20 protein-coding genes are annotated in these 24,898 nt (G+C 37.9%); 9 read left to right on the top strand and 11 right to left on the bottom strand.

Features of this window, described 5'->3' with window-relative positions:
• Positions 1-133: 133 nt before the first annotated feature.
• The 9 genes from IEX65_RS24820 to IEX65_RS24780 all read right to left on the bottom strand — a co-directional run bounded on the left by IEX65_RS24820 (position 134) and on the right by IEX65_RS24780 (position 11,737).
• The gene (locus IEX65_RS24820) at positions 134-2,188 is read right to left on the bottom strand and encodes a WG repeat-containing protein (protein WP_188770496.1); all 2,055 of its coding nucleotides are present in this window, start codon (positions 2,186-2,188) and stop codon (positions 134-136) included.
• A gap of 301 nt (positions 2,189-2,489) precedes the next feature.
• Positions 2,490-3,065, bottom strand: a complete 576-nt coding sequence (locus IEX65_RS24815; protein WP_188770494.1) for an OmpH/Skp family outer membrane protein — start codon at positions 3,063-3,065, stop codon at positions 2,490-2,492.
• Positions 3,066-3,074: 9 nt separating this feature from the next.
• Positions 3,075-3,632, bottom strand: a complete 558-nt coding sequence (locus IEX65_RS24810) for an OmpH/Skp family outer membrane protein (RefSeq protein WP_188770492.1) — start codon at positions 3,630-3,632, stop codon at positions 3,075-3,077.
• Positions 3,633-3,788: 156 nt separating this feature from the next.
• On the bottom strand, positions 3,789-6,395 hold the full coding sequence (gene bamA, locus IEX65_RS24805; protein ID WP_188770490.1) for an outer membrane protein assembly factor BamA: 2,607 nt from the start codon (positions 6,393-6,395) through the stop codon (positions 3,789-3,791).
• An 81-nt stretch (positions 6,396-6,476) separates the two neighbouring features.
• Positions 6,477-7,214 (bottom strand): undecaprenyl pyrophosphate synthase, encoded by a 738-nt coding sequence (gene uppS / locus IEX65_RS24800; RefSeq protein WP_188770488.1) that lies wholly within the window; start codon positions 7,212-7,214, stop codon positions 6,477-6,479.
• Between the two features lie 190 nt (positions 7,215-7,404).
• Complete coding sequence (porG, locus tag IEX65_RS24795) at positions 7,405-8,184, bottom strand: type IX secretion system protein PorG (protein ID WP_188770486.1); 780 nt, start codon at positions 8,182-8,184, stop codon at positions 7,405-7,407.
• 43 nt (positions 8,185-8,227) lie between these two features.
• Positions 8,228-9,283 carry a DUF6089 family protein gene (locus IEX65_RS24790; protein ID WP_188770484.1) on the bottom strand — a complete coding sequence of 352 codons (1,056 nt, stop codon included), beginning with the start codon at positions 9,281-9,283 and terminating at the stop codon, positions 8,228-8,230.
• Positions 9,284-9,337: 54 nt separating this feature from the next.
• Positions 9,338-10,222: an NAD kinase gene (locus IEX65_RS24785; protein ID WP_188770482.1), complete on the bottom strand. Its 885-nt coding sequence runs from the start codon at positions 10,220-10,222 to the stop codon at positions 9,338-9,340.
• Between the two features lie 120 nt (positions 10,223-10,342).
• Positions 10,343-11,737, bottom strand: a complete 1,395-nt coding sequence (locus IEX65_RS24780; RefSeq protein ID WP_188770480.1) for an MBL fold metallo-hydrolase — start codon at positions 11,735-11,737, stop codon at positions 10,343-10,345.
• Positions 11,738-11,949: 212 nt separating this feature from the next.
• Between IEX65_RS24780 and IEX65_RS24775 the strand changes: the two genes are divergently transcribed.
• Entirely contained in the window at positions 11,950-12,570 is a 621-nt protein-coding gene (locus IEX65_RS24775; RefSeq protein ID WP_188770478.1) for a Uma2 family endonuclease, read from the top strand.
• Between the two features lie 69 nt (positions 12,571-12,639).
• Here IEX65_RS24775 and IEX65_RS24770 read toward each other — a convergent pair whose 3' ends face one another.
• Entirely contained in the window at positions 12,640-14,301 is a 1,662-nt protein-coding gene (locus IEX65_RS24770) for a UxaA family hydrolase (RefSeq protein WP_188770515.1), read from the bottom strand.
• 227 nt (positions 14,302-14,528) lie between these two features.
• On the opposite strand from IEX65_RS24770, the gene IEX65_RS24765 reads away from it, so the two are divergent.
• From IEX65_RS24765 to IEX65_RS24755, 3 genes are all read left to right on the top strand, one after another.
• Entirely contained in the window at positions 14,529-15,299 is a 771-nt protein-coding gene (locus IEX65_RS24765) for an SDR family NAD(P)-dependent oxidoreductase (RefSeq protein WP_188770476.1), read from the top strand.
• A gap of 169 nt (positions 15,300-15,468) precedes the next feature.
• Positions 15,469-16,701, top strand: coding sequence for a thioredoxin family protein (locus IEX65_RS24760; protein WP_188770474.1), 1,233 nt, complete (start codon positions 15,469-15,471; stop codon positions 16,699-16,701).
• A 107-nt stretch (positions 16,702-16,808) separates the two neighbouring features.
• The gene (locus IEX65_RS24755; protein WP_188770513.1) at positions 16,809-17,939 is read left to right on the top strand and encodes an aspartate aminotransferase family protein; all 1,131 of its coding nucleotides are present in this window, start codon (positions 16,809-16,811) and stop codon (positions 17,937-17,939) included.
• Positions 17,940-18,009: 70 nt separating this feature from the next.
• On the opposite strand, the gene IEX65_RS24750 is transcribed toward IEX65_RS24755, so the two are convergent.
• The gene (locus IEX65_RS24750; protein WP_188770472.1) at positions 18,010-18,804 is read right to left on the bottom strand and encodes a class I SAM-dependent methyltransferase; all 795 of its coding nucleotides are present in this window, start codon (positions 18,802-18,804) and stop codon (positions 18,010-18,012) included.
• A 230-nt stretch (positions 18,805-19,034) separates the two neighbouring features.
• Here IEX65_RS24750 and IEX65_RS24745 point away from each other — a divergent pair, with 230 nt between their 5' ends.
• The 5 genes from IEX65_RS24745 to IEX65_RS24725 all read left to right on the top strand — a co-directional run bounded on the left by IEX65_RS24745 (position 19,035) and on the right by IEX65_RS24725 (position 24,868).
• Entirely contained in the window at positions 19,035-20,486 is a 1,452-nt protein-coding gene (locus tag IEX65_RS24745) for a UDP-N-acetylmuramoyl-L-alanyl-D-glutamate--2,6-diaminopimelate ligase (RefSeq protein WP_188770471.1), read from the top strand.
• A 115-nt stretch (positions 20,487-20,601) separates the two neighbouring features.
• On the top strand, positions 20,602-21,045 hold the full coding sequence (gene tnpA, locus IEX65_RS24740) for an IS200/IS605 family transposase (protein ID WP_188770469.1): 444 nt from the start codon (positions 20,602-20,604) through the stop codon (positions 21,043-21,045).
• Positions 21,046-21,306: 261 nt separating this feature from the next.
• A complete protein-coding gene (gene gcvT, locus IEX65_RS24735; protein WP_188770467.1) occupies positions 21,307-22,407 on the top strand; it encodes a glycine cleavage system aminomethyltransferase GcvT in 1,101 nt (366 codons plus the stop codon).
• 87 nt (positions 22,408-22,494) lie between these two features.
• The gene (locus IEX65_RS24730) at positions 22,495-23,112 is read left to right on the top strand and encodes a Uma2 family endonuclease (RefSeq protein ID WP_188770464.1); all 618 of its coding nucleotides are present in this window, start codon (positions 22,495-22,497) and stop codon (positions 23,110-23,112) included.
• 286 nt (positions 23,113-23,398) lie between these two features.
• Positions 23,399-24,868, top strand: coding sequence for a M28 family peptidase (locus IEX65_RS24725; RefSeq protein ID WP_188770462.1), 1,470 nt, complete (start codon positions 23,399-23,401; stop codon positions 24,866-24,868).
• The last annotated feature ends 30 nt before the right edge of the window (positions 24,869-24,898 follow it).

Genomic DNA, 24,898 nt, shown 5'->3' with positions numbered 1-24,898 from the left:
TTGACATAATTTGTCTTTAATTCCATAACGATGTTTTTTTTGTGTATCGCTATTTCAGGACAAGACATATACCATAAATAAAAAATCCCGAATCATTCGATTCGGGATTTTTTATTATCAGATTGAGCTGGGCTTATTTCTGATTTGCTTTTCTTACTAACTCATAGAATTTTGCTGAGTTTGAAGAAATACAATCGCCAGCACTATTAAGGTTATATTGGTTATTCGATGTATCTGTTATTTCGTAGAGACTTGTTTCTTCTACGTACTTAACTGACTTGAACATACAAGGGGCAATTTTGGCATTGAATTTATTGATAATACCATATTTGTTATTGCCTTTAGATACCACGGCCATACCATTTTTGAATGGGCTGATTTCGGTATATTCAAATGTAATCTGAACCTTGCCTTTCTTATCAATAAAACCGTACTTGTTGTTGTCGTACTTGACACCGATAAGTCCTTCTGATGAGAATAGCAATTCGTTATAAGATGGAGCTAAAACTTCTTTTCCTGTAAAGTCAAGTAAACCCCATTTATCTCCTTTCAACATAGCTAAATTAGCCTTATCGAATTTACGAATATTTTTGTAAGCCTCAGTCGTAAATCTTTTCAAAGTATTTTTATCTACCAAGTTATAGCCTTCGTCAACGCCACCTTTTTCAGAAGGTGTTTCGGTTCTTACAACGATTAAAGTACTTGCTAAGATGGTATCAGTAACCATATAACGAATACCTTCTGGAGCAGATGGATTAACTCTGTCGATTACGATACGGCCAAAACGGTCATAAACCATATCAACTACGCAGTTCCCAACTGGTTTGCTGCAATTAGTGACTTTTTCTGAAACAACTGCTAAGCCAGTTAAATTGAATGGTTGAACTTCGTCATACACTGGAGGAATAACCTCGCTACCATCAAAGCTAATATAGCCACATTTTGTGGTAGCTTTTTCGCCGCTTGTTTTACATGCTGGAGCTAAACCAAATCTATTAAAGTCGCCAATTGAAGAATAAGTTTCGCTCAATTTACGCTCGTTAAGTTCGATAATGCGTAAACCCGCTGCATCTTTTGCCACAACCGAAGCCGCAGTTGGAGAAACCGATGGGTCGATAACTACAGTTTTGATATAATCATAAGATGGTTTGATACGAGTATTACCTTCTGAGTCAATTAAACCAACTTTCTTGTTTTGTTCTACCAAAATCCAACGATTGGCTTCTGATAAACTAATTTTATCGAAAATCACATCGGTGATAGTCGAACCATCAATTCTAATCAAACCATATTGCTTACCATTTCTTACTCTAAAGATATTTCCGATGAAAACTTCGATTTCATCAAATCCTGCCGAAATTGGTTTCTTGATTACATCGTAGTTATTATCAATTAAAGCAAACTTGTTGCTTTTGAATTTCGCTAAACTAATACCGTAACGAATTGCTTTAGCATCAACGATGTCGGTCAAAACTTCGCTTTCGATACCTTCAGCAGTTATAAAGTGCCAGAAGAATTTCTTTACCAAAGCTTTACCATCATTGAACGGTTCAGCATAATCGTATTGTGCAGGAATCACTTCTTCACCACAAAGATTTAAGAATCCAAATACCATGTCTTTCTTAACACGGGCATATCCTTGGTGGTAGTTATCTATTAAACCATAACGAGGGTTTCCTTTCAATGACTCTAATGCAAATCCGGTGATAGCTTTGCCTTCATCATCTTGAGTTAAGATAAACGATCCTTTATCTTTTTCTGCAAAACATTGTCCACTTTGGCTAACCGAATAGGTCTTATTCAGTTGGCTTGCTTGCTCCAACTTAGAAACATTGTCAATCGTAATTTTATTGACAATCTCTAACTCTCTTTTGTAAGCAGTTTCGATTTGAGAAAGATAGTTTGGAAACTGCTCGTGGGTAAGAAAATCTTGTTTTACAAGTAAGCTGTCCAATTCTTTTGGTAGCGTTTTCTTCTTATTGTCCTCAAATTGAGACATTGTGTTTTTGGCATAACTAACAACAGATTTACGTGCTACGGCTCCCGAAACGTATTGTTGTTGTGTATTAGCAAATCCACCAGTTGAGTCTTTAGGAGATACTGATACGGCCTGTACCACTTGTGCTTGTGCAGAAGAGCAATAAACAAAGCTGATGAGCAAGAACAGAATAGAGTAATTTTTCTTCATCGTGGTTGGTTTTTTACAAAATATTTTTGATGCAATACTTATGTTCTTTTTCGTATAATTATTCGCAAATTATAAGCAATTATCATAAAAAAACACAAAATATTAAAAAAATATTTTGTTTAATTGGCTCACTCTTTAGCGTTATAACCGAAAAAAAGAAGATACGGTATATAAATAGTTTAGATTCTTATCACAAAAGTAACCAATCTTTAATAAGTTTTATCAAAAAAGACAAACTAAATTAAACGAAAAAACCGCAAAGATGGATTCATCTTTGCGGTTTTTATATATTAAGATTCGATTACTTCTTAGGAGCTGGTGCAGGAGTCGTTGCTGCTGCTGTTTTTGCAGGAGGAGTAACGCCTAATTTCTTGAATACTAAGTCAGAAATATTGTCTGCGTCTGGAGCAACCAAAAGGATTGGAGTTGTACCAGGGCCAGCATCAGTATTGAAAACGTAAGTATAGCCATTTTCTTTAGCAACATCTTTCACAGTTTTGTCGATTTTCTCTAAAACTGGAGCCAACAACTGTTGTTGTTTTTGTTGCAAAGCTGTTTCAGAGTTTTGTTGGAACTCTTGGATAGCAGTTTGGCCTGATTGTAATTCTTTCTCACGGTCAGCTTTGATTACTGCTGACATTGTTGCTCCATTTTTTTGATAGTCTTCGTATTTTGCTTGAAACGCTGCAATTTTATCTTGCAAAAGCTTGTCGTATTGAGCTTTTTCAGTTTTCAATTTATTTTCAATGTCTTTTGCATCAGGGATGTTGTTTAGGATATAGTCAACGTTGGTATATCCAATTTTTGTAGTTTGGGCATTTGCCATACCAACAAACATTAGAGCCGTGATAATTGCGGCGAAAAATTTTGTCTTCATTTTTTATACTTATTTTTTTGGTTTGGTTACTTGGTTATTTTGATTTTTATCTTCTTTCAACGAAATCCCTAAAGCCTCCATCACATAATCGGTATAATCATGGCGTGGGTCGGTGTAAATCATACTCATATCCGATGCTTTATCAAAAATGAACATCAACTGTTTTTGTCGAGCTACTTTCTCACAAGCTTTATAAATATCGTCAAGGATTGACTTCATTATTTCTTTCTTTTTCAGAAACAATAGGCCGTTTAATCCAAAGACTTTATTGTTTAATTCTTTTACTTCGGCCTCTTTATCATCAATTGCTTTTTGGCGTTCTCGCTTCATGTCGGCCGTTAGCAAAATCTCTTCTTGTTGGAATTGCTGACGCATTTTTTCCAATTCCGAATACTTAGCTTGAATATCAATAACCCATTTTTCGGAATACTTATCCATATCCTCTTGGGCTTTTTTGTATTCGGGCATTTTGCTTGTAATGAACTCAGAATCAATGTATCCGAATTTTTGAGCAAAGCTTTGTGCGGAAACAAGAGCCAAAAATAGTAAAAATATTGTCTTTTTCATTCAAAAATAATTTTCAATGCGTGAATTATTGAATGTTTTTTATTTAATGGCCAGTTAGGGGTATTTTTAATATTTTTGATTATGACCTAACTAACGTACGAAATATACAAAATTATTACACCGTTAACAGATATTTAACATCTGATAGACAAGAGATTAACGAATCTGCTGTCCGATACTAAAGGTAAATGATTTCAAACCACGATTAGAAATACCAGGGATTGGGTCAAAGCCTTTTCCGAAGTCAAGACCAATCATACCAAATGCTGGCATAAAGATTCTGGCACCAACACCAGCCGTACGACGAAGTTTGAAAGGATTATAATCTTTATAACTTCCCCAGCTATTACCTGCTTCAGCAAAACCCAACACAAAGATAGTGGCTTGTGGATTTAACGATACTGGGTAACGAAGCTCGGTGGCGTATTTGCTATAAATGATACCCCCCATACGACTCAACGTTACGCTTCCATCACTGGTACGGAGTTTTTCAGCTTCGGCCAATGAAAGTTCGTGAACTACACCTTCATCATAACCTCTTAGACCAATGAGGTCGGCACCTACGTTATAGGCATTTTGCATACCCATACCCGCACCACCTAAGATAAAGCGTCCGAATGGACTAAAGTCGGCACTCGTACTATATTTACCCAAGAAACCCATATTGGCTTTTGCGTGGAAAACCAACTTACCAACAACTGGCACGTACCAGTCGCCATCAAACATCCATTTGTGGCCTTCTACCCATTTATATTTATCAGTAACTGGCGTGTTTCTGAATAATGAATAAGGAGGGTTAAAGGTTGCATTGATAGTAAATTGAGAACCCGAACGTGTAAACTGAGGGTTATCTAAGCTATATCTTGATAACACGAACGCCATTGAGAGGTCGTTGGCTACCCCTTTTTGGAAACCTGGGATAAAGTAACTGTTATCAACGTTGTATCTTTGGTAAGAAAGAGATGCGTTGAAGCTAAAGTTACGGTCTGGCCAATTTAAACGTTTACCATAAGTAACCGAACCACCAGTGTTTTTGAAATAACCAGAATAAATTCCCGATGAGCTACCTGCATAAAGAGAAGCATAAGCCGAACCATACTGACGCTCTAAGGCTCTTTGGTAGCCTCTGTTATCAGATGATGTATGGAAAATACTTACGGCAAATGAGTTAGGTTTTTTACCACCGAGCCAAGGCTCTGTAAATGATAAAGAGTATGTTTGGTAGAAACGTCCACTGGCTTGTAATCTTAGAGCTAAACGTTGACCGTCGCCCGCAGGAAGTGGTTTCCATTTCTTAAAATTATTGATATTTCTTGCCGAGAAGTTATTGAAAACAACCCCGAAAGTACCAACAAAGCCTTGAAGACCACCCCAACCACCCGAAAGCTCGATATTATCGCTTGGTTTTTCTTCTACGTTATACTCAATATCAACCGTTCCGTCGGCTTGTGGAATTGGTTTTGGTTCGATTTTTTGTGGGTCGAAATAACCAAGTCTTGAAAGCGTCTGTTGTGTTTCGATAAGGTCAGTTTTACTAAATTTCTGCCCTGGACGGGTCAAGAGTTCACGCATTACTACATGGTCACTGGTTTTAGTGTTTCCGTTTAAAATAATGCGGTTGATAGTGGCTTGTTTACCTTCTCTGATACGCATTTCGATGTCGATAGAATCGCCGTCAACGGCAACCTCTACTGGCTCGCATTGGAAGAATAGGTAACCGTCATCCATGTAGGCCGAACTCACGTCGCCTTGTGGAATACCGTTAATTTTCTTGTTGAGTTCTTCTGGATTATAAATATCACCTTTCTTGATGGCAAGAATTGTCTCTAAATCTTTGGTTTTTCGGAGGTAGTTTCCTGTCCAAGTAATGTTACGATAATAGAAACGGCTTCCTTCGTTGATGTTTAATACTAATCTGATATTATCACCTGTTGTAGAAATAACAGAGTCAGAAATCACTTGAGCATCACGATAGCCCTTTTTGTTGTAGTATTCTACAATTTTTTGTTTGTCTTCTTCAAATTTCTTAGGTATATACTTCGATGGAGTGAAGATACGAAGTGGGGCTTTGATTTTTGTAGCCTTGAGTTTTGATAATACCTTATAATCAGGCATTTCTTTTACACCAACTAACTGGATATCATCAATTTTTACTTTATTTTTTTTATCAATAGTTACAATCAATGCCGCATTATTGGCTCTGATGGTATCGGAGATTTGTTTTATCTGAACACTTGTATTCAAGAAGCCTTTTTCAACATAAACTCTCTTGATGGTTAGTTGGATGTTTTTAATCAAAGCATCGGTAATAACCTTTCCTTTATTTGCTTTTACTTTTTCGCTAACGGCATCAATTTCACCTTTACGAATGCCTTTAAAAACAAATTTGTTTAGACGAGGGCGTTCACGAAGGTGAATATCAAGCTCAACTTTGTCTAACTCTACCTTAGTGATATTAATAGCAACGTCTTCGATGATTCCTTGTTCCATCAAACGACGGATAGCTGTACTGATGCGTTCGCCAGGAATACTAATTTTGTCGTTGATATTAAGACCAGATACCGAAATGAGCGTATTTGGGTCTAAAAACTTCACACCACTGACTGTAATTTTCGAAATGGTGTATTCTTTAGGTCGCTCATAGCTCACAGTTGCGTCTTTCGGCTGGTCGTACTTACGACCAAGACCCAAAGGAAATTGAGCCATGACATTGGTGGTAACAAGCAGGAAAATGAAAAAAGAAAGTAACTTTTGGATACGCATAATATAATAAGATATCAGAAAAATCTATTTGAGGAATGCTTCGATTTTTATATTTAAAATTTTAAAAGTCAGTTTCTTTTGTTACTTCAGTTGTTCACTTGTTTTGCCGAAGCGTCTTTCACGGTGTTGATAGGCCGAAATTGCTTCAAACAAATCTTTTTTACGAAACTCTGGCCAAAACAAATCGTCCATGAAATACAATTCGGCGTAAGCCAATTGCCAAAGTAAGTAATTGCTGATGCGGTGGTCGCCACCCGTACGAATCATTAAATCAACATCGGGAGCATCTTCGGTGGCCAAAAACTGTGAGAAAGTATTTTCGGTAATTTGTTCAACAGCGAGTTCACCTTTTTGTACTTTTTCTGCAATTTGCTTAGTAGCTTGAACGATTTCCCACTTTCCACTATAACTCAATGCCAATATGAGCGTCAGACCAGTATTATCTTTAGTTAGTTCAATGGCATCAACCATTTTCTTACGAGCCGATGCTGGGAGGCTCTCAAGATTTCCTATGGTTTTTACTCTAACGTTATTTTTGTGCAATTCGGGAACTTCTTCTGCAATCGTTTTTACCAGTAATTGCATGATTCCGTCAACCTCTAATTTAGGACGATTCCAGTTTTCGGTGGAAAAAGTATATAATGTTAGGTATTTTATGCCTAATTCAACACAACCTTCAACCGTATCACGAACTGATTTTACTCCATGATGATGCCCAAATATTCGCATTGCACCCTGTTGTTTCGCCCAACGTCCGTTGCCATCCATAATAACGGCTATGTGAGAAGGTAAATTGCCTAAATCAATGTTTTCTTTCACTGGTAAATCAATTAACATTAACAAATATCAACACTCTATTTGACTAATAGTGCAAAAAGGACTGCAAAGGTAGAAAAAAAGAACGGTGTTTGATAAGTTTTTAATGAATTGTAGCTGATTATAACGTTTTTACATTAAATACGTAGGCGAAATCGTAATATTGGTTATATAAATTTGTTTTGTGGGCTTATTATCGACGAGTAGGGCAATGTACTTTGTAGAATACATAGCTGATAGAAAAGTTTGTGTAATAATACATATCCTTGGCTTTGGTGCCTGGAATTTGATATTTTAACAAGTACTGAAACTTGGGGTCGCTTGGAACAACACCTGGCGGTAATAAAACTTCAAATTTTCCATTTGAATACCCAAGGTTATCTAAGAAATCGGTGGTCGTATGCCTTGCTCCAAACTCAACTCCCCAATTCCACTGACCTCTCCATTGCTTTTTAAAGCCAATTCCTAAAATCATTACTTGTTCGGTTTTATTGGTATTATATGGAGTAAAAACCGACGGGTCTTTGTCTGTTTTTAGGAGAGCTTTCGAACCTATTAATGTAGCCCCGTACCCACCAAAAACGTAAGGAGTCCAATTAGCCACTATTCGAGACGCACTGGTTCGGAAATTTAAGAAATTATATTCGATTTGTCCACTACCTTCAATAAGAGTGGCATTAAAACTATATTCACGGGCTTGGTGATACGGGTCAGACTTCATAAATTTATCTTTACCAACAACCCCGCCATACATTCCTTGGGCTTTAAATGATACTGCACGGCTATAATTAATTCTAACGAATGCACTGGCTGCCGGCCGTAGGATTAACGGTTTAAAGGTTGGCATTACATCACCTTTGTATTGATTGACCCCTACACCAGTACCCACCTCCCATAATTGGGCAAAAATGCTTATAGGTAACAAATAGATTAAGCAGAAGGTCTTTCGTACTACCGAATTATAAATAATCATTAAGAAATAGTTTTAATGCTTACACAGAACATGTAGTAGTGTTTTATTTAATAGGCGGACATTTTACTTGGCTTGAAATAATATAACTCAGTGTTATTTGAGTCGTGAAATATGAATCCCATTTGTTTGTACCTCTTGCACTATTTGGAAATCCAAATACCTGAAGCCCATTTGCCGAAGGTGTAGGTGAACCAGCTACCCCCAAAGTATTAGTGGCAATATTGGCAAAATCAGCAACTCTACTCACACCTGTACGAGCAGTATAATCTTCGCCAGCACGGTTTGCAAAAGCAACACTCAAAGGAGAAACGGCTGCTAAAGCGGCTGGGTCTGGGTAATCACTTTTACCTACGTCATCTAAATAGTCAAACGGAGTAATTCTTAAGCCACCTTCAAGTCCTAAATCAAACTTTTCATTGATTTTAATTTTTACACCTAAACCTACAGGAAAAACTGGTTGTATTAATGAATATGCCTTTGGGTAAGAATCGTTAATGCCTTGTCCTGAAGTTTGTTTATCTTTTAGGTTTGTCCAGCCCCCTAATGTTACCTCACCACTAGCGGGATTAACGGTCGCAACATCTCTTGCTTGTGGGTTATGTGCATAAAAACCAAAACCAATAAAACTGTAAGGCATGATTGCACTTCTTCCTTGTGGCCCCTTACTGTATTGTGGTAATAGATTGAATAATCCTGTAAGTGCAAATTCTTTTATATCATTTCTAAAATGTAAATTTCTTAAAAATGGTTGGAAGAACTTATTTAAATTATGTTGAGAAAATGTATAATCATCACCAGCGATTCTTGCCCAAGTAAAGCCAACACGAGCAGCTACTTGCGGAGATAATTGACGTGTGTAATTGATTGTAGCATTCCATCTTACATTTGTAATAAGACCGTAATAGAAATATGTATAAGGTGATAAATCACCGAAATAGTGCGAACTACCACCACCAATACCCACAGTAGAGTATTGATTGAGTTTATTTTTTTTACTGAAAATCCCAGATTGAGCGAAGTTTTCTTGAGTTGCCAAAAGCACTATCGAAAAACTTAGTATTAGGCCAAATGCCAGTTTGTTAGGTTTTAACAATTTCATACGAATTAGTAAGGTTTGTCGAAATATTTAACGTAATCACAGAAAGTTTTATTGTTAATTTCGGGCATCAATACCCCATTTTAGTTTTCCTCGTAATGTACTTAGGAAATCATCGCCTTCCATTCTGACCATTTTTGCCTTGAAATCTTCTTTCTTAACGGTGATGGTAGTTTCTTCGTCAGAGCCAATAATTTTCGCTCTCGAATCCATCGATACCAGAAAATTATTACTTCTACTTTCTACCTTGAAAGAAATAACACTGTCATCAGAAACAATCATTGGTCGCACAAATAAATTGTGTGGGCAGATTGGTGTAATAATAAAATTGGCCGAATGCGGCATAACCAATGGCCCACCACAACTCAACGAATACCCCGTAGAGCCAGTTGCCGTAGCAACCATTAGACCATCAGCCCAATAGGTATTCAGAAATTCTCCGTTGATATAGGCATGAACCACAATCATTGAAGAGGTATCTGTTTTTGAAATGGCTATTTCATTAAGTGCAAAATTCGTGCCTTCTTCAAATAATTCGGTTTGAGAACTTGCCGAAATCATAGTTCGCTCGTCAACTGTGTAATAACCATTAATAAGTTGATAGACAGTACGTTGGATTTTTTCGGGAGAAATAGCGGCCAAAAAACCTAAACGACCAAAATTGAAGCCCAGAATCGGAATCTCACGCTTGCCTACGTGAGCGAGGGTTTCGAGGAAAGTACCATCACCTCCGAGACTAAAAGCAAAGTCGGCATCGAAGATTTCGTCGGGTGTGGTATAAACGGCTTTGGTATCCAACCGAATCCCAGATTGTAGAAGAATACGCTTAAATGGCTCAGAAACCTGTATTTCAACTTTGTGTTGCTTCAATTCGTCGAAAACCTGCTGAATATAAGGAACAGATTCTACACTAAATTTTCGACCGTGAATGGCTATTTTCATTGGAAACCACCCCCCCGCCCCTAAAGGGAGGCTTGTGTTTACATTCGTTTGAGGCAAAATACTAAGGGCAAAAATACGAACGATTGCCTCAAAAACTACACAAAAAATGATTTAAGTGTATTATAACTCGAAACCCTCTCCTTGTGCTGGGATTAGAATATCATGAAAACCCATCGAATTAAGATGTTTTTTGAAAACTAACTGAGTATCGATTTCGCCATGAACCAAGAAAAGTTTTTTGACTTTAGAGGCATCTTGACACGATAAGTGTTTCATCATTTCTTTATAATCAGCATGAGCAGAGAAAGAGTCCATCACTTCTATATCAGCCCTTACTTTGAAAGTTTCTCCAAAAATTCTGACTTCGGCTGGTTGGGTTTTTAAAATAGCCCCCAAGCTACCAGGAGAACAGTAACCCACTAATAAAATCGTTGTTGATGGTTTTTCAACATTGTTTTTAATATGGTGTTTTATACGCCCCGCCTCGGCCATACCCGAAGAAGATATGATAATACAAGGTTGCTTGCTATCATTTAAAGCCTTTGATTCCATGACATCGCTTATGTAATGTAAGTTCTCGAAATCAAAAGCATCGCCGTCATGTTTGATATAAGCCAAGATTTCGGGGTTGAAACACTCTTCATTATCCTTCATGACCATTGTTGCTTTTACTGACAATGGGCTATCAACATAAACTGGAATTTTGGGCAAAAGTCCTTCATGAGCAAGTTGGTCAAGGGCGTAAATCAGCTCTTGAGTACGGTCAACTGCAAAGGCTGGTATGAGTAATTTTCCCTTTTTTTCGATACACGTTTGATAGACAATTCTAAGCAAATGGGTCTTCATGTCAGTTTCTGGCTCGTGAATTCGATTTCCATAAGTTGACTCGCAAAGAATATAATCTGCTTGCGGAAAAGGCACGGGGCTTCTCAAAATCTTATCGTCAGGTCGGCCAATATCACCAGTAAAGAATAAAGTTTTGGTTTTGTATTCTTCCTCAAAAGCCAAATAAATACCCGCACTTCCGAGTAGATGGCCCGCATCGTAGAATTTAACAATTACACCTTCTTCTATCACAAAAGGGTGTTCATAATCTACTGTTTTGAAGAGTTTCAGGGCTGCTTCTACGTCATCGGCATTGTAGAGCAGCTCGTATGGTTCTTCGTTTCGGCCAATTCTTCGTTTATTGATGCGTTCGAGGTCTTTTTCTTGAATATGAGCCGAATCCATCAACATTATTTCGCACAAATCTTTAGTGGCGGGTGTAGCATAGATAGTTCCTTTGAAGCCTTTTCTAACCAAACGAGGCACAAGACCAGTGTGGTCGATGTGAGCGTGACTTAAAATAAGAAAATCTACCTCTTTGGGGTCAAACCCAAATTGTAGATTTAATTCAGTTGTACCGATTCCTTGAAAAAGGCCACAATCCAGTAATATTTTTGTTCCCTTGCTGGTCGTAATGAGGTGTTTGCTGCCCGTAACTCGTTGAGCCGCTCCGTAGAATTGAATTTTCATAATACTCAGCCCAGATGGCGTTTTGTTGTTTTTATGCAAATAAGAGAAAAATATTTTGTCAAAAAAAGACACGTAAAAGAAATCTTGAATACTTCACTGTCTTAAAACAATCATGGCGTATATGATATGGAGTTTAGAACAGATTTGATAATTACCTCAAAATTTTAGAATAATCGGTAAAATGGTTTTATTTGTAAAAAAATGCAGTAAAAATGACTTATCCAGTTGCCGAAATACAGCAAATAATAAGCGAAGAGCACCAAAGTCGCTTAATAGATATGAGTATGTTTGAGATGACAGACGATGTTTTTTTTGCTTTCTGTCAAGCCAATGACCACCTAAAACTCGAAAGAAACCCCGACGGAACAATTCTATTTATGGCACTCACAGGAGGAATTTCAGGAGAAAATAATGCAGAGTTAAATATTGACTTAGGTATTTGGAAACGTCGCAATGGAGGACATATCTACGATTCCTCAACTGGCTTTAGACTACCCGACGGGTCGGTGCGTTCGCCTGATGCTGCTTGGTTAAGCGAAGAAAAATATGCTCAAATTTCGGAAGAAGACCGCAGAAAACATTTACCAGTTGCTCCCGAATTCATCGTTGAGCTCATGTCCGAAACCGATAGCTTGAAAGAAGCTCAAAATAAAATGCTTTCTTATATTGAAAATGGTGTTTTGCTGGGTTGGCTGATTAACCCCAAAATAGAAACTGTTTACATCTATCGTGCCGATGGCACAATTTCTAAAGTAGAGGGTTTTTCTCAAACTCTTTCGGGCGAGCAAGTTTTGGCAGGTTTTGAATTTGATTTAAGTTTATTGAAAAAGTAAATTGAGTTATAAAAAAGAAGGGTTTAGCTACGAATTTTGTAACTAAACCCTTCTTTTTTACATACCTTCTTACAAATTCACCCCACGTTTCCACGGAATGAAGTCGTCTTGACCTAAAAGTTCGGCTTTTGTTAGGTAATCTCCGTTGGCGAGTCCAATCAACCAATTCAATAAAGATTCAGCATTTTGCTCAATGGTTTCTTCGCCCGTGATGATTTTTCCGCAACTAAAATCAATAATATCAGGCATTTTTTCGGCCAATTTATTGTTAGTCGAAATCTTAACGGTTGGCGTTACAGGATTCCCCGTTGGTGTGCCAAGTCCAGTTGTAAATAATATGATTGTCGCACTCGAAGCGGCCATTCCTGTTGTTGCCAAAACATCATTTCCTGGCGTACAAAGTAAATGCAAGCCACCTTGTGTAGGTTGTTCGGTATAATTCAGTACATCGGCTACTGGAGCATTGCCTCCTTTTTTTGCTGCACCTGCCGACTTGATAGCGTCGGTAATCAAACCATCTTTGATATTTCCGACCGACGGATTCATATCGAAAGTTGCTCCTACGGCGGCGGCTTGGTCGGAGTATTCTTTCATTAAATCGGCAAATTTTTGTGCTTTGGCTTCATCAACACAACGGTTAATTAATTCTTGCTCAACGCCACAAAGCTCTGGAAATTCTGCCAAAAGCGTCGTTCCGCCCAAACTTACCATAATATCAGATAAATGTCCGATAGCTGGGTTGGCCGAAATCCCCGAAAAACCATCCGAGCCACCACATTTTAAACCAATGGTTAATTTGCTGATGGGAGCTGGCTGACGAGTTTGTTTATTGATTTCTATAATGCCTTTGAATGTCTCACGAATGGCATCTGACATCATTGTGTGTTCGGTTCCGTAGGTTTGTTGGTCGAAATATAAAATCGGACGCTCGAACAGAGGGTCACGTTTCAGAATTTGCTCTTTCAGATAATCAATCTGTGATTTTTGGCAACCCAGACTCAACACCGTTACGCCCGCTACGTTGGGGTTGACAATCATTCCTGCAAACAAATCGCAAAGAGCATCAGTATCTTGATTGGTGCCACCACAACCCGTTTCGTGCGTCAAGAATTTGATACCGTCAACATTTTGGAAAATATGCGTAGGCGAAATTTTGATTTTTTCGCTGCTTGGGTCGGCCAAAGTAATGGTTTCGAGGGCTTCGGTATTTCCCGAATGAAATGCCGCCAATAAATCTCTCACTTGATTACGGTAGATTTCGGGTTGAGCATAGCCAAGTTCACGCTCAAACGCATCTTTCATAATCATGATATTGCGGTTTTCGCAAAAAACCAAAGGCACAACCAACCAATAATTACGAGTACCTACGCTGCCATTGGCTCTATGATAACCATTGAAAGTTTTACTTTTCCATGATTCTACATCGAGCGGAGTCCACGCTGGTGCGGGTTGGCGTTTTTCAACCGAATAAGGGTCTGACTCGTGTTTGAGATTGAAAGTGGTTATTTGAGCTCCACGTTTGATGGGCTGCGTAGCTTTTCCTACCAAAACGCCGTACATAGTCACGTGGTCGCCTACCGATAAATCTTCAGTAACAAATTTATGTTTTGCTTCAATATCGTGTTGGATTTCGTAACTTTCGTTGTCGTAATTTACAGTTTCTCCACCTTTTAGGTTTTGTAAAGCAACAATTACGTTGTCGTTTTTATGTAGTTTCAGAACAGTGTGCATAGCCATGTACCCCAAAAATATTATAGGTTGAATAATTATTTTAGCAAATGTAGTTGCAATTTATTTTTTGTTCCAGAATTGACAAGTAATTTTGAAGGGGAAAAGTGGTGTTTTTTGGCCAAATATCAAAAAAATATTAGAATTAAGTTATTTTTCACAAAAACCGATTTTGTAATAAATAGCATTCCGTATAAAAATCATATTAATCTTTTTAATCATCGTCTAAAATGTTTCGTCTTGACAATAAAGTAGCCATCGTTACGGGTGGAGCCAGTGGTATCGGACTTTCTATCTCTCGACTCTTTGCTCAGCAAGGGGCGGTTGTACATATTTTGGAACTCAATATCGACCAAGCCGAGCGAGAAGCCGACCTCATTAATGCCAATGGTGGCGAAGCGTATTTTCATAAAGTAGATGTATCGAAACAGAAAGAAGTTAAGAAGGTTATTGATAAAATAGCGAAGGAAAATGCCATTGATATTTTGGTGAATAATGCAGGAATAGCCCACGTAGGAACCGTAGAATCGACAACCGAAGAAGATTTAGACCGCATTTATAATGTAAACGTGAAAGGAACTTATAATTGTCTGCATTCGGTTATTCCTTACATGAAAGACCGTGGTGGCGTAATTCTAAATGTGGCTTCGATTGCAGCAACTGTTGGGATTCCAGACCGATTTGCCTATTCGATGTCGAAAGGGGCAGTTTATACCATGACTTTGCAAGTGGCAAAAGATTATTTGAAATATAATATTCGTTGTAATAGCCTTTCGCCCGCTCGTGTACATACGCCATTTGTGGATGGTTTCTTGAAAAAAACCTACCCAGGTAAGGAGAAAGAAATGTTTGATAAACTTTCAAAAACTCAGCCAATCGGACGAATGGCAAAGCCCGATGAAATCGGCTCATTGGCGGTTTATCTTTGTTCCGACGAAGCAGGATTTATCACAGGTTGCGATTATCTAATTGATGGTGGTTTTGTGAAATTGAATAATTAAATCGTGGGGCGAACTTCCAGTTCGCCGTATAAAATAAATATTCGTAAAAGTGACAGATTACAAATCTGTCCTACATTGATTGCTGTTAATAACTTGTTAAAGAGTGGCAATTTTTAAGTGTATTCTCACAAAAATCGACTAATTTGCTATTCAAAACATCAAAAAATACATGAAAAAGACATTTTTGCTTGGCAGTTTTCTTCTTATCATCAATTTTGCGTTTGCACAAGGCATAGCGTTCGAACCTACTATTGAAGCCGCTTTTCAGAAAGCAAAGGCTTCAGGAAAGAACGTTTTTGTGGAATGTTATTCGCCACATTGCCCGATTTGTATGAGCTTAGAGCCAACGCTCAAAAATGCTGAAGTGGGTAAATTCTACAACCAAAATTTTGTAAGTTTCAAACTCAACGTTGAAGATGCCAAACAAGTAGCTTTTTTGAACAAAAAGAATATCTTTTTACCCGGATTTCCATTATTCTTCTATTTCGATAAAGACCAAAATCTCATTCATAACACTGACCCAACCAATACCCCAAAAGATTTTATCAAACACGCCCAAACAGCCCTCGACCCAAATCAACAAACTGGTGGTTTTTGGAAGAAATTTCAAGCAGGCGATAGAGATATCAATACAATGGTTGGTTTGGCGTACTATCTACGTATTACGCAAGATACACTAAAAAATAAGCAAGTAGCCGATGCACTTTATGCTGCTTATCCAAAAGACCAGCTGGGCGATAAATTTAGTTGGGCTATCATGAAGAAGTGTATCATGGATTTGGATAATGGTTTTTCGCAATTTTGGTTGAATAATTTGGCTATTGGTGGAAAATACGAAGCCGCTGAAGGTCATGCAGGGCAAGAAGGGAATGCCCTCGGACGATTGCTGCAATTAGAGATTTTTTCTCCTAAAGCGATTAATTACTCTTTAGGTAAAGTAAATCAGCTAAAGCGTTACATGGAATTATTGGGTGCTGGACAATATGTTACGGCCAATACTTGGCAAATTGAGTGCCCAGCTTTACTACGTGAAAAAGGACAAGATGTAGCCTTTAACTTTTTGAAAGGTTTAATAAATGCCCAAACCCAACCTCAATTATTGGTTTATTACGTTACATTCTACAATAATACATTCCCCGACGGGAAGTTCGCAGCTGAAGTCCGACGATGGCTATCTTCTGCTCGACCACAACTCAAAACAGAGCAAGAGATAGCTAATCTTAACTACGAATCTGCTCGCTTGTATCAGAAATCGGGTGATTTAGCCAATGCTAAAAAGGAAATTGCTGCTGCAAAAATCAGCATTTCGGCCGCTAAAGCAAAGGTAACTGACCCGAATTTCAAGAAAGTGGTAGCTTCTATCGAAACAAGTATCAATAAATTGGCTGGGGAATTGAAATAAAACCCCACTGTCAACGGAAGACAGTCCAAATTGATATAAAATCATCATATTTTAAATTTTGATTATGGGCATAACACTATCGTCCATAATTTACTTTCGACTATAAAATAATGACTCTTTTTAACGTATATCCTCTTTACGACATCGAGCCAGTGAAAGCTCAAGGTTCTTATCTTTGGGACAAGAACGGACAAGAATATCTCGACCTTTATGGTGGCCATGCCGTTATTTCGGTGGGGCACACGCACCCATATTATGTACGAAAAATTACTCAGCAATTAAAGAACATAGGTTTTTACTCAAATTCTGTAAAAATTCCTTCGCAAGAAGAATTGGCCGATAAATTGGGTAAACTCTCTGGTTTGAAAGATTATTTTTTGTTTTTGGTAAATTCGGGAGCAGAAGCCAACGAAAATGCCTTGAAATTGGCGTCATTTTATAATGGCAGAAAGAAAGTGATTGCTTTCTCGAAAGGTTTTCATGGGCGTACATCGGCTGCGGTTGCTGTAACTGATAATCCGTCGATTCAAGCACCGATTAACTTTGCTGACCACGTACAAATTCTGCCTTATAACGACGTTGAGGCAGTAAAAAAAGTAGTCGATAACGAAACCTGTGCAGTAATTGTTGAGGGCATTCAAGGGGTAGGAGGAATCAATGTTGCTACCGATGAATTTATGAAGGCTATTCGTAAGGCTTGCGATAAAACAGGGGCGATTTTTATCCATGATTCCGTACAATGTGGTTATGGTCGTTCGGGAAAATTCTTCACGTTTCAGCACAGCGGAGTAAAACCCGATATTATCACCACTGCCAAAGGCATGGGCAATGGCTTCCCGATTGGTGGGGTTTTGATTTCTCCGAAATTTCAAGCAAAACACGGAATGTTGGGTACAACTTTCGGCGGAAATCATTTGGCTTGTACGGCCGCCAATGCAGTTCTGGATATTATCAAGAAAGAAAAGTTGATTCAAAACGCTGCCAATATTGGTGATTATTTCATGGAAAACCTCAAAGGAATTCCAGGAATAAAAGAATTGCGTGGGCAAGGTCTAATGATTGGTATTGAATTTGAGAAACCAGTTGGGCCAATTAGAAATTCGTTATTATTCGACCATAAAATCTTCACGGGCGTGGCGGGTAATCACACGATGCGTCTATTGCCAAGTTTAGCCGTTACAACCAAAGAAGCAGATATTTTCTTAGATGCTTTGAAGAAAGTACTGGTGAATGGATAATGTATAATTGAAAATGGAGAATGTTGTGTAAACGTGCAATCATTCTCCATTTTTAATTCTCAATTCTTAATTAAATTTCTCCTTCCACCGCCAATAAATAAAGCCTCATGCTTTGGGCTTCGTTGGCAATCCAAGCGTCGTATTCTTCAATTGCTTGTAGGCGTAGTTCTTCTGAGCAGTAGCCATCTGCTACCACTTGTTTTCCACGAGTTTCGGCTACGATACTCCAAATTCTGATGGCTGCTGCAAATTCTTCTTCACCTTTTTTACTTACTTCGTGTTGTGGTACGACGTTTATTTCTGTTAAACCTATACTTTCATAGATTTTTGTTAGATTATCGGCAATTTTGTTGTCATAACCAGCATCTTTTCGCCAATTAAGAAATGCTTCGTAAAAATCTAACATTGATTTTGGCGGAGCGGGCGACCATTCCACCTTCGTATGATTATAGTCATTGATAGAGATTTTTCCACCTTTTTTCAATAAAGTCGCCATTTTTTGCACAACTTCCGCAGGATTATTTACCCATTGTAAAGTTCGAGCAGCAATCACCAAATCAAATTTTTCAACCGAAACATAATCGTTGATATTGGCTACCTCAAAGCTTAGATTTGGGAGGTGTGCGTAATTTTTTTGAGCCAACTCAATCAAGTGTTCACTAAAATCAATGCCTACAACTTTCCCGCTGGTACGTTGTGCTATATCGGCCGTAATGGCTCCTGAGCCACAACCAATATCAAGCACCGACAGCCCATCTTTCAGCAGTCCGAGTAGGCTCGAATAAGAGTTTTCGATGTTGCGGCGGTCAAGGACTTTATTAGCCCCTTGTGGCATTTCTGCCCGTGTTTGATACTGTTGACTCATGATTTTGAAAAATAGTTAAATGAAACTTCGCCAAAAGTACGATAAAATTGTTTGAATGAAAGAAGTGGTGTATTTACGAGTCTGAATAGTTCGTTTGATGATAAACGTTTTTTTGAATAACTTGCCGACAATTAAAAAGCTAATTTACAATTTGTTCGTTTACAGGGTATTTTAGCAGCAAAAACATTCAACATCAACAAAAAACTACTTAATATAAACAAACATTAGCAATGATATTAAGCGAAATTCTGTATAAAATTTCTCTCCAAGCAGTTTCTGGAAAAACAGATATTGAAATAAATAAGATAGTTTTCGACTCTCGTCAGGTAGAAAAAGGTAGCCTTTTTGTGGCTATCGGTGGTACGCAAGTTGATGGGCATCAATTTATCGGCAAAGCCATTGATTTGGGAGCTTCGGCAATCTTGTGTGAACATTTACCCGAAACTCTAAATGAGGCAATTACTTACATTCAAGTTGAAAACTCGGCTCGTGCGATGGGTTTTGCAGCGGCAAATTTCTACCAACATCCATCTAAAAAACTCAAATTAGTAGGTGTTACAGGCACAAACGGCAAAACTTCGATAGCCACGCTACTTTTTAGACTTTTCCGCCGATTGGGTTATCGTTGTGGCTTGCTTTCTACGGTGCAAAATCAGATAGATGATGATATAATTCCTTCGACGCACACAACGCCTGATTCGGTAAAAATCAATGAATTATTGGCCGATATGTACCAAAAAGGCGTGACCTATTGCTTCATGGAAGTGAGTTCGCACTCGGTAGTGCAAGAGCGTATCGCTGGACTTCACTTTGTAGGCGGTATCTTTACCAACATTACGCACGACCACCTTGATTTTCACGGAACATTCGATAATTATCTAAAAGCAAAAAAAGGCTTCTTCGACCAACTTCCTGCGTCGGCTTTTGCGTTGGTAAATACCGATGATAAGAATGGCAAAATAATGCTCCAAAATACGGCGGCAAGAAAAGAAACGTATTCACTCAAAAACATTGGTACTTTCAAAGGAAAGGTGTTGGCTTGCAGTTTGTTTGGGCTACAAATGGAGATTGATAACAAAGAAGTTTGGTTCAAACTCATCGGCTCATTCAATGCTTATAATTTACTCGGTGTTTATGGTGCGGCGGTTTTACTCGGCGAAGATTCAGATGAAGTTTTGATGCAACTCTCTGATATTCAGCCACCTGCGGGGCGTTTCGAGCAAGTAGTTTCTAAAAATAATATTGTCGGAATCGTTGATTACGCCCACACACCCGATGCCTTGAAAAATGTATTGGAAACCATCGTTGATTTACGAGAAGGAAATCAACAAATCATTACAGTTGTGGGTTGTGGCGGAAATCGTGATGCAACCAAACGCCCGATTATGGCCGAAATAGCTTGTAAAATGAGCGATAAGGTAATTCTGACATCGGATAATCCAAGAAACGAAGAGCCGTTGGATATTCTGGCCGAAATGCAAAAAGGCGTACCTGCCATTCATTTCAAGAAAACCCAAACTATCGAAGACCGTCACGAAGCAATTTTAGCGGCTGTAAAAATGGCAAAGCCCGAAGATATTATTTTGGTAGCAGGAAAAGGCCACGAAACCTACCAAGAAATAAAAGGCATAAAGCATCATTTCGATGATAAAGAAGTACTGAAAGAGGCATTTGGAGATTAGAAATAGTTTTTATTTTCTTTCAATTGCCACATGGCTTTAGCCTGTGGATAGGTAGAGAAAAACAGTCTACTGATTTAGCTGGAGAATTTCTAATAATGATAATCCATATTAATCAATGCCGTTCATCAAAGTCTATATTCATTTTGTCTGGAGTACAAAAAATAGATTTCCGTATTTGCACAATCCAGAAATCAGGCAGCAGGTTTGGAATCATATCAAAGAAAATAGCGAGAAGAAAGATATATTTATTGACTTTGTAAATGGTTTCAACGACCATTGTCATTGTTTGGTGTCGCTTGGTAGTGACCAAACTATTAGTAAGGTTATGCAGTTGATAAAAGGGGAGTCGGCTTTTTGGATAAACAAACAAAAACTGACAAACCAGTACTTCGAATGGCAAGATGAATATTTTGCTGTTGGGGTTTCAGAGTCGCAGATTGAAACTGTAAGGAATTATATTAAAAATCAGGAAACACATCATACCAAAAAAACATGGAATGATGAATATGAAGAACTGATTTTACGGCATGGCTTTGTAAAAATGAAAGATAAAAGCTAATTGAAATAAAGTTTTGGCTAAAGCCAGATTTGGACTTGTTTTCTTTTATCCTCCAGCTAAAGCAGGAGGCAATTGAAATAAATTACCTCAAAAAACAGGAGAAATGAATTGGTACAAGGATACTTCGATAGTCTGATTGAGTTTATGGATAACCAAAATGAATTTCAAATAAAACTATTTTCAATAGGATAACAGAGAATAAAAAATCTAACACTAATACCATTTAACAATAAATTTTTCATCAATAAATATCAAATTTTAATGGAAGCAGAGAATAAGAGAATCCCTCTCAATGATTTACATGAAAAACTGGGCGGAAAAATGGTGCCTTTTGGTGGCTTTATGATGCCCGTTCGTTACTCGTCCGATAATGAAGAACACAATTGCGTGCGTAATGGTGTAGGTGTTTTTGATGTGTCGCACATGGGCGAGTTTGTAGTGAGAGGAGAGCGTGCAACTGAGTTTTTGCAATACATAGTTTCAAACGATGTATCGGCACTTTTTGATGGAAAAGTACAATACGCATATTTCCCGAATAATGAAGGTGGTGTAGTAGATGATTTATTGGTTTATCGTTGGAACGAAAACGAATATTATTTAGTAGTAAATGCCTCAAACATCGAAAAGGACTGGAATTGGGTAAATCAAAACAATAACTTCGGTGTAGAACTTGAAAACATTTCTGATAAACTTTGTTTGTTTGCCGTACAAGGGCCCAAAGCTCTACCAACGCTTCAAAAACTAACAGAGCTTGATTTATCATCAATGGATTATTACACTTTCAAGGCTGGCTCTTTAGCTGGTATTGATGATGTAATTATCTCGGCAACGGGTTACACAGGTGCGGGAGGTTTTGAAATTTACGTTTGGAATAAAGATGCCGAAAAAATGTGGAATGCCATCTTTGAAGCAGGAGCGGAGTTTGACATTAAACCGATTGGTCTGGGTGCAAGAGATACCTTACGTTTAGAAATGGGTTATTGCTTGTACGGACACGAACTAAATGATACCGATTCTCCATTAGAAGCAGGTTTGGGTTGGGTGACGAAGTTTACGAAAAGCTTCATCAATTCTGAAAACCTAAAGGCTCAAAAAGAAGCAGGTTTACAGCGTAAATTAGTAGGTATTGAAATGATTGACCGTGGAATTCCTCGTAGTCATTACGAAATTTGTGATGCTGAAGGAAATAAGTTAGGGGAAGTTACTTCTGGAACTCAATCACCGACTTTACAAAAAGGAATTGCGATGGGCCACGTGCCAACGGCATTCGCCAAAGTCGGAACGGAAGTGTATATCAAAGTAAGAGATAAACTGCTTAAAGGCGTAGTTACGAAATTGCCTTTTGTGAAAGCAGGAGTGTAAGCATTCAGCAGAAATTGACTTAAAGAAATCTTATTTTTGACGGTTATTTGTGAAAAACTTTTTAAATTTAATAAAATTTAGAAGAAAATGGTTGTAACAAAATCACCACAGATAGTTAGAAAATCAGCCCCAAAAGTGCCTAATTACTTAATACACGAAGTAATGGATGGAAAGCCTATCTATTATAGAGGGTATAAAGAAGTATTAAATGGAACAAAAACTTTTGCTGAAATTATGGGGTCGAGTACATTTCAATCACTTATTATTACACATTTAATTATTTTACTTGGAAGAAAAGTGGACGAAGAAAAGTACACCCTTCTATCAAGCGAAACAGGAATTCATCTGAATAAATATAATAATTTAGCAGGAGATATTCTTATTTTTGAAAATAGTGTTTTACCCATTGAAGCGATTGATGAACATTATGCAATCGTTCCGCCCAAAGTTGCCATCGAAGTGGACATTAACATCGAAGCACCAGGTTTAGAAATTGATAGTTATATTTTCAATAAAACGCAAAAACTATTGAATTTTGGCGTAGAAAAAGTAATTTGGATTACAACCAAATCAAAAAAAGTAACAGTAGCTACCAGAAACGAAGATTGGCAAGTAAAAGACTGGAACAAAGATATTGAAGTTTTCGATGGAGTAATCTTTAATATCGGTGAATATCTACGTAAAAAAGGCTCACCTTTTGCATAGGAATAAGGGTGAAAAACTACTTATATCTGCCCTTCCTAAAATCAAGGAAGGGCTTTTTTATGAATAAAATTTTAGAAAAAAGAATAAACAAACTGAAACTTTCTCTTACTCAGCGTTCTGTCACGCTGAATGCATCCAATGCCACCGCTGCTATTTTCGAGTACAGATTCTTACAGAATTAGTTTATATTGTTTTTTATCTCGAATCCGCAACAGTTTTGTATATTTATAGGTTTGAAATTCAATCAAATATCATTTTTCATCGATAAACTCAACATCTATTTATTATGCAAAACAAAATTTTATTTTGGGCATTTCTCATTGTAAGCAGTCAACTTTTTGCTCAGAGCCTTCCGCCTGCTCTCAACCAAATTAAAGAATCAGATTTAAAAAGCGATTTAGAGGCATTGGCTGGAGTGAATTTTAAAGGTCGCTCGGCTGGCACACTTGATGAACTGAAAGCTGCGATGTGGTTGGGCGAAAAATACCGAGCCATTGGCCTAAAACCTGCGGGCGATGATGGTACATATTTTCAGTTTTTTACGCTGTGGCGAAATCAAATTTCTGAGCAAACGAGTATCGAACTGAACAATAAAAAATTGACTCTTTGGCAGGATGTTTCTATTGCACAAATGGCCAATACAGCTTTAAACGGAATAATTACTTATTTGGGAAATGCTGCCGAGATTGACACCAACTCACTTAATGTAAAAGGAAAAATTGTGGCCATCGAAGCCAACCCAAAAGGTATTAATCTCAATGTTTCGCTACCAACGTGGCGTTATAGTCGATATATTTATACAAAATACGGAGCTGATTTGGTAAAAAGAGGAGCGATTGCCATAATTTTTATTGCTGACGATACCGCCGAAAACGGATGGAAAGATGCCAATGAAAATTTTAAAAGAGGTAATTATGACATTGATGGTGGGGCAAATGTTAATTTAACCACAACTGTACCTGTTTTATGGTTGCACAAAGGCTCGAAGAAGGATTTGGAAGGAAACTCAGCAAATCTGAAAGCCAATATTGTGGTGTCGAAATACCCCTACCCTTCGGTGAATATTATTGGCAAAATAGAAGGAACGGACGCCAATTTGAAATCTGAATACTTGCTTTATAGCGGCCACACCGATGCTCATGGAGTGCGTAATGAAATCAAAGGTGATTCGATATGCTATGGTGCTGATGACAATGGCAGCGTAAATGTAGCCATGCTCAGTAACGCAAGAGCATTTGTGAAAAATCCAGCCAAACGTTCTGTATTATTTGTTATTCACGGAGCTGAAGAAAGAGGACTTCTCGGTTCAAGATATTACTCTGCTCTTCCAACCGTACCAATTGGTAATATTGTAGCTGTTTTAAATGGTGATATGATTGGAAGAAACCATATTGATAGTGCGACTGTGCTTGGAGCACTTCCGCCTCATAGAAACTCAGAAGAATTAATAAATATGACTTTAGAGGCTAATAAAGAAGGCCCAAATTTTAAATTAGATTACACATGGGACGACGTAAAGCATATTGAAGGCTGGTATTTCAGAAGCGACCACCTGCCTTATGCACGTTTGGGTATTCCTTCGCTCATGTACACAACTCTTTTGCACCCAGATTATCATACCCCGCAGGATAATGTAGAGAATATTAATTTTCCTAAATTAAAGAAAATGGCCGACTGGATGTACAGAACTGGTTGGAAAGTAGCCAACGCCAAGCAAAGACCAGCCACGGATAAGAATTTTAAATTAGAAAGGTAAAAACTTATAGCTCCACATAACATTTATGAA

Source organism: Emticicia aquatilis, from assembly GCF_014644295.1.
Taxonomy (GTDB): Bacteria; Bacteroidota; Bacteroidia; order Cytophagales; family Spirosomataceae; genus Emticicia; species Emticicia aquatilis.
This window is presented reverse-complemented; position numbering and strand designations above follow the sequence as displayed.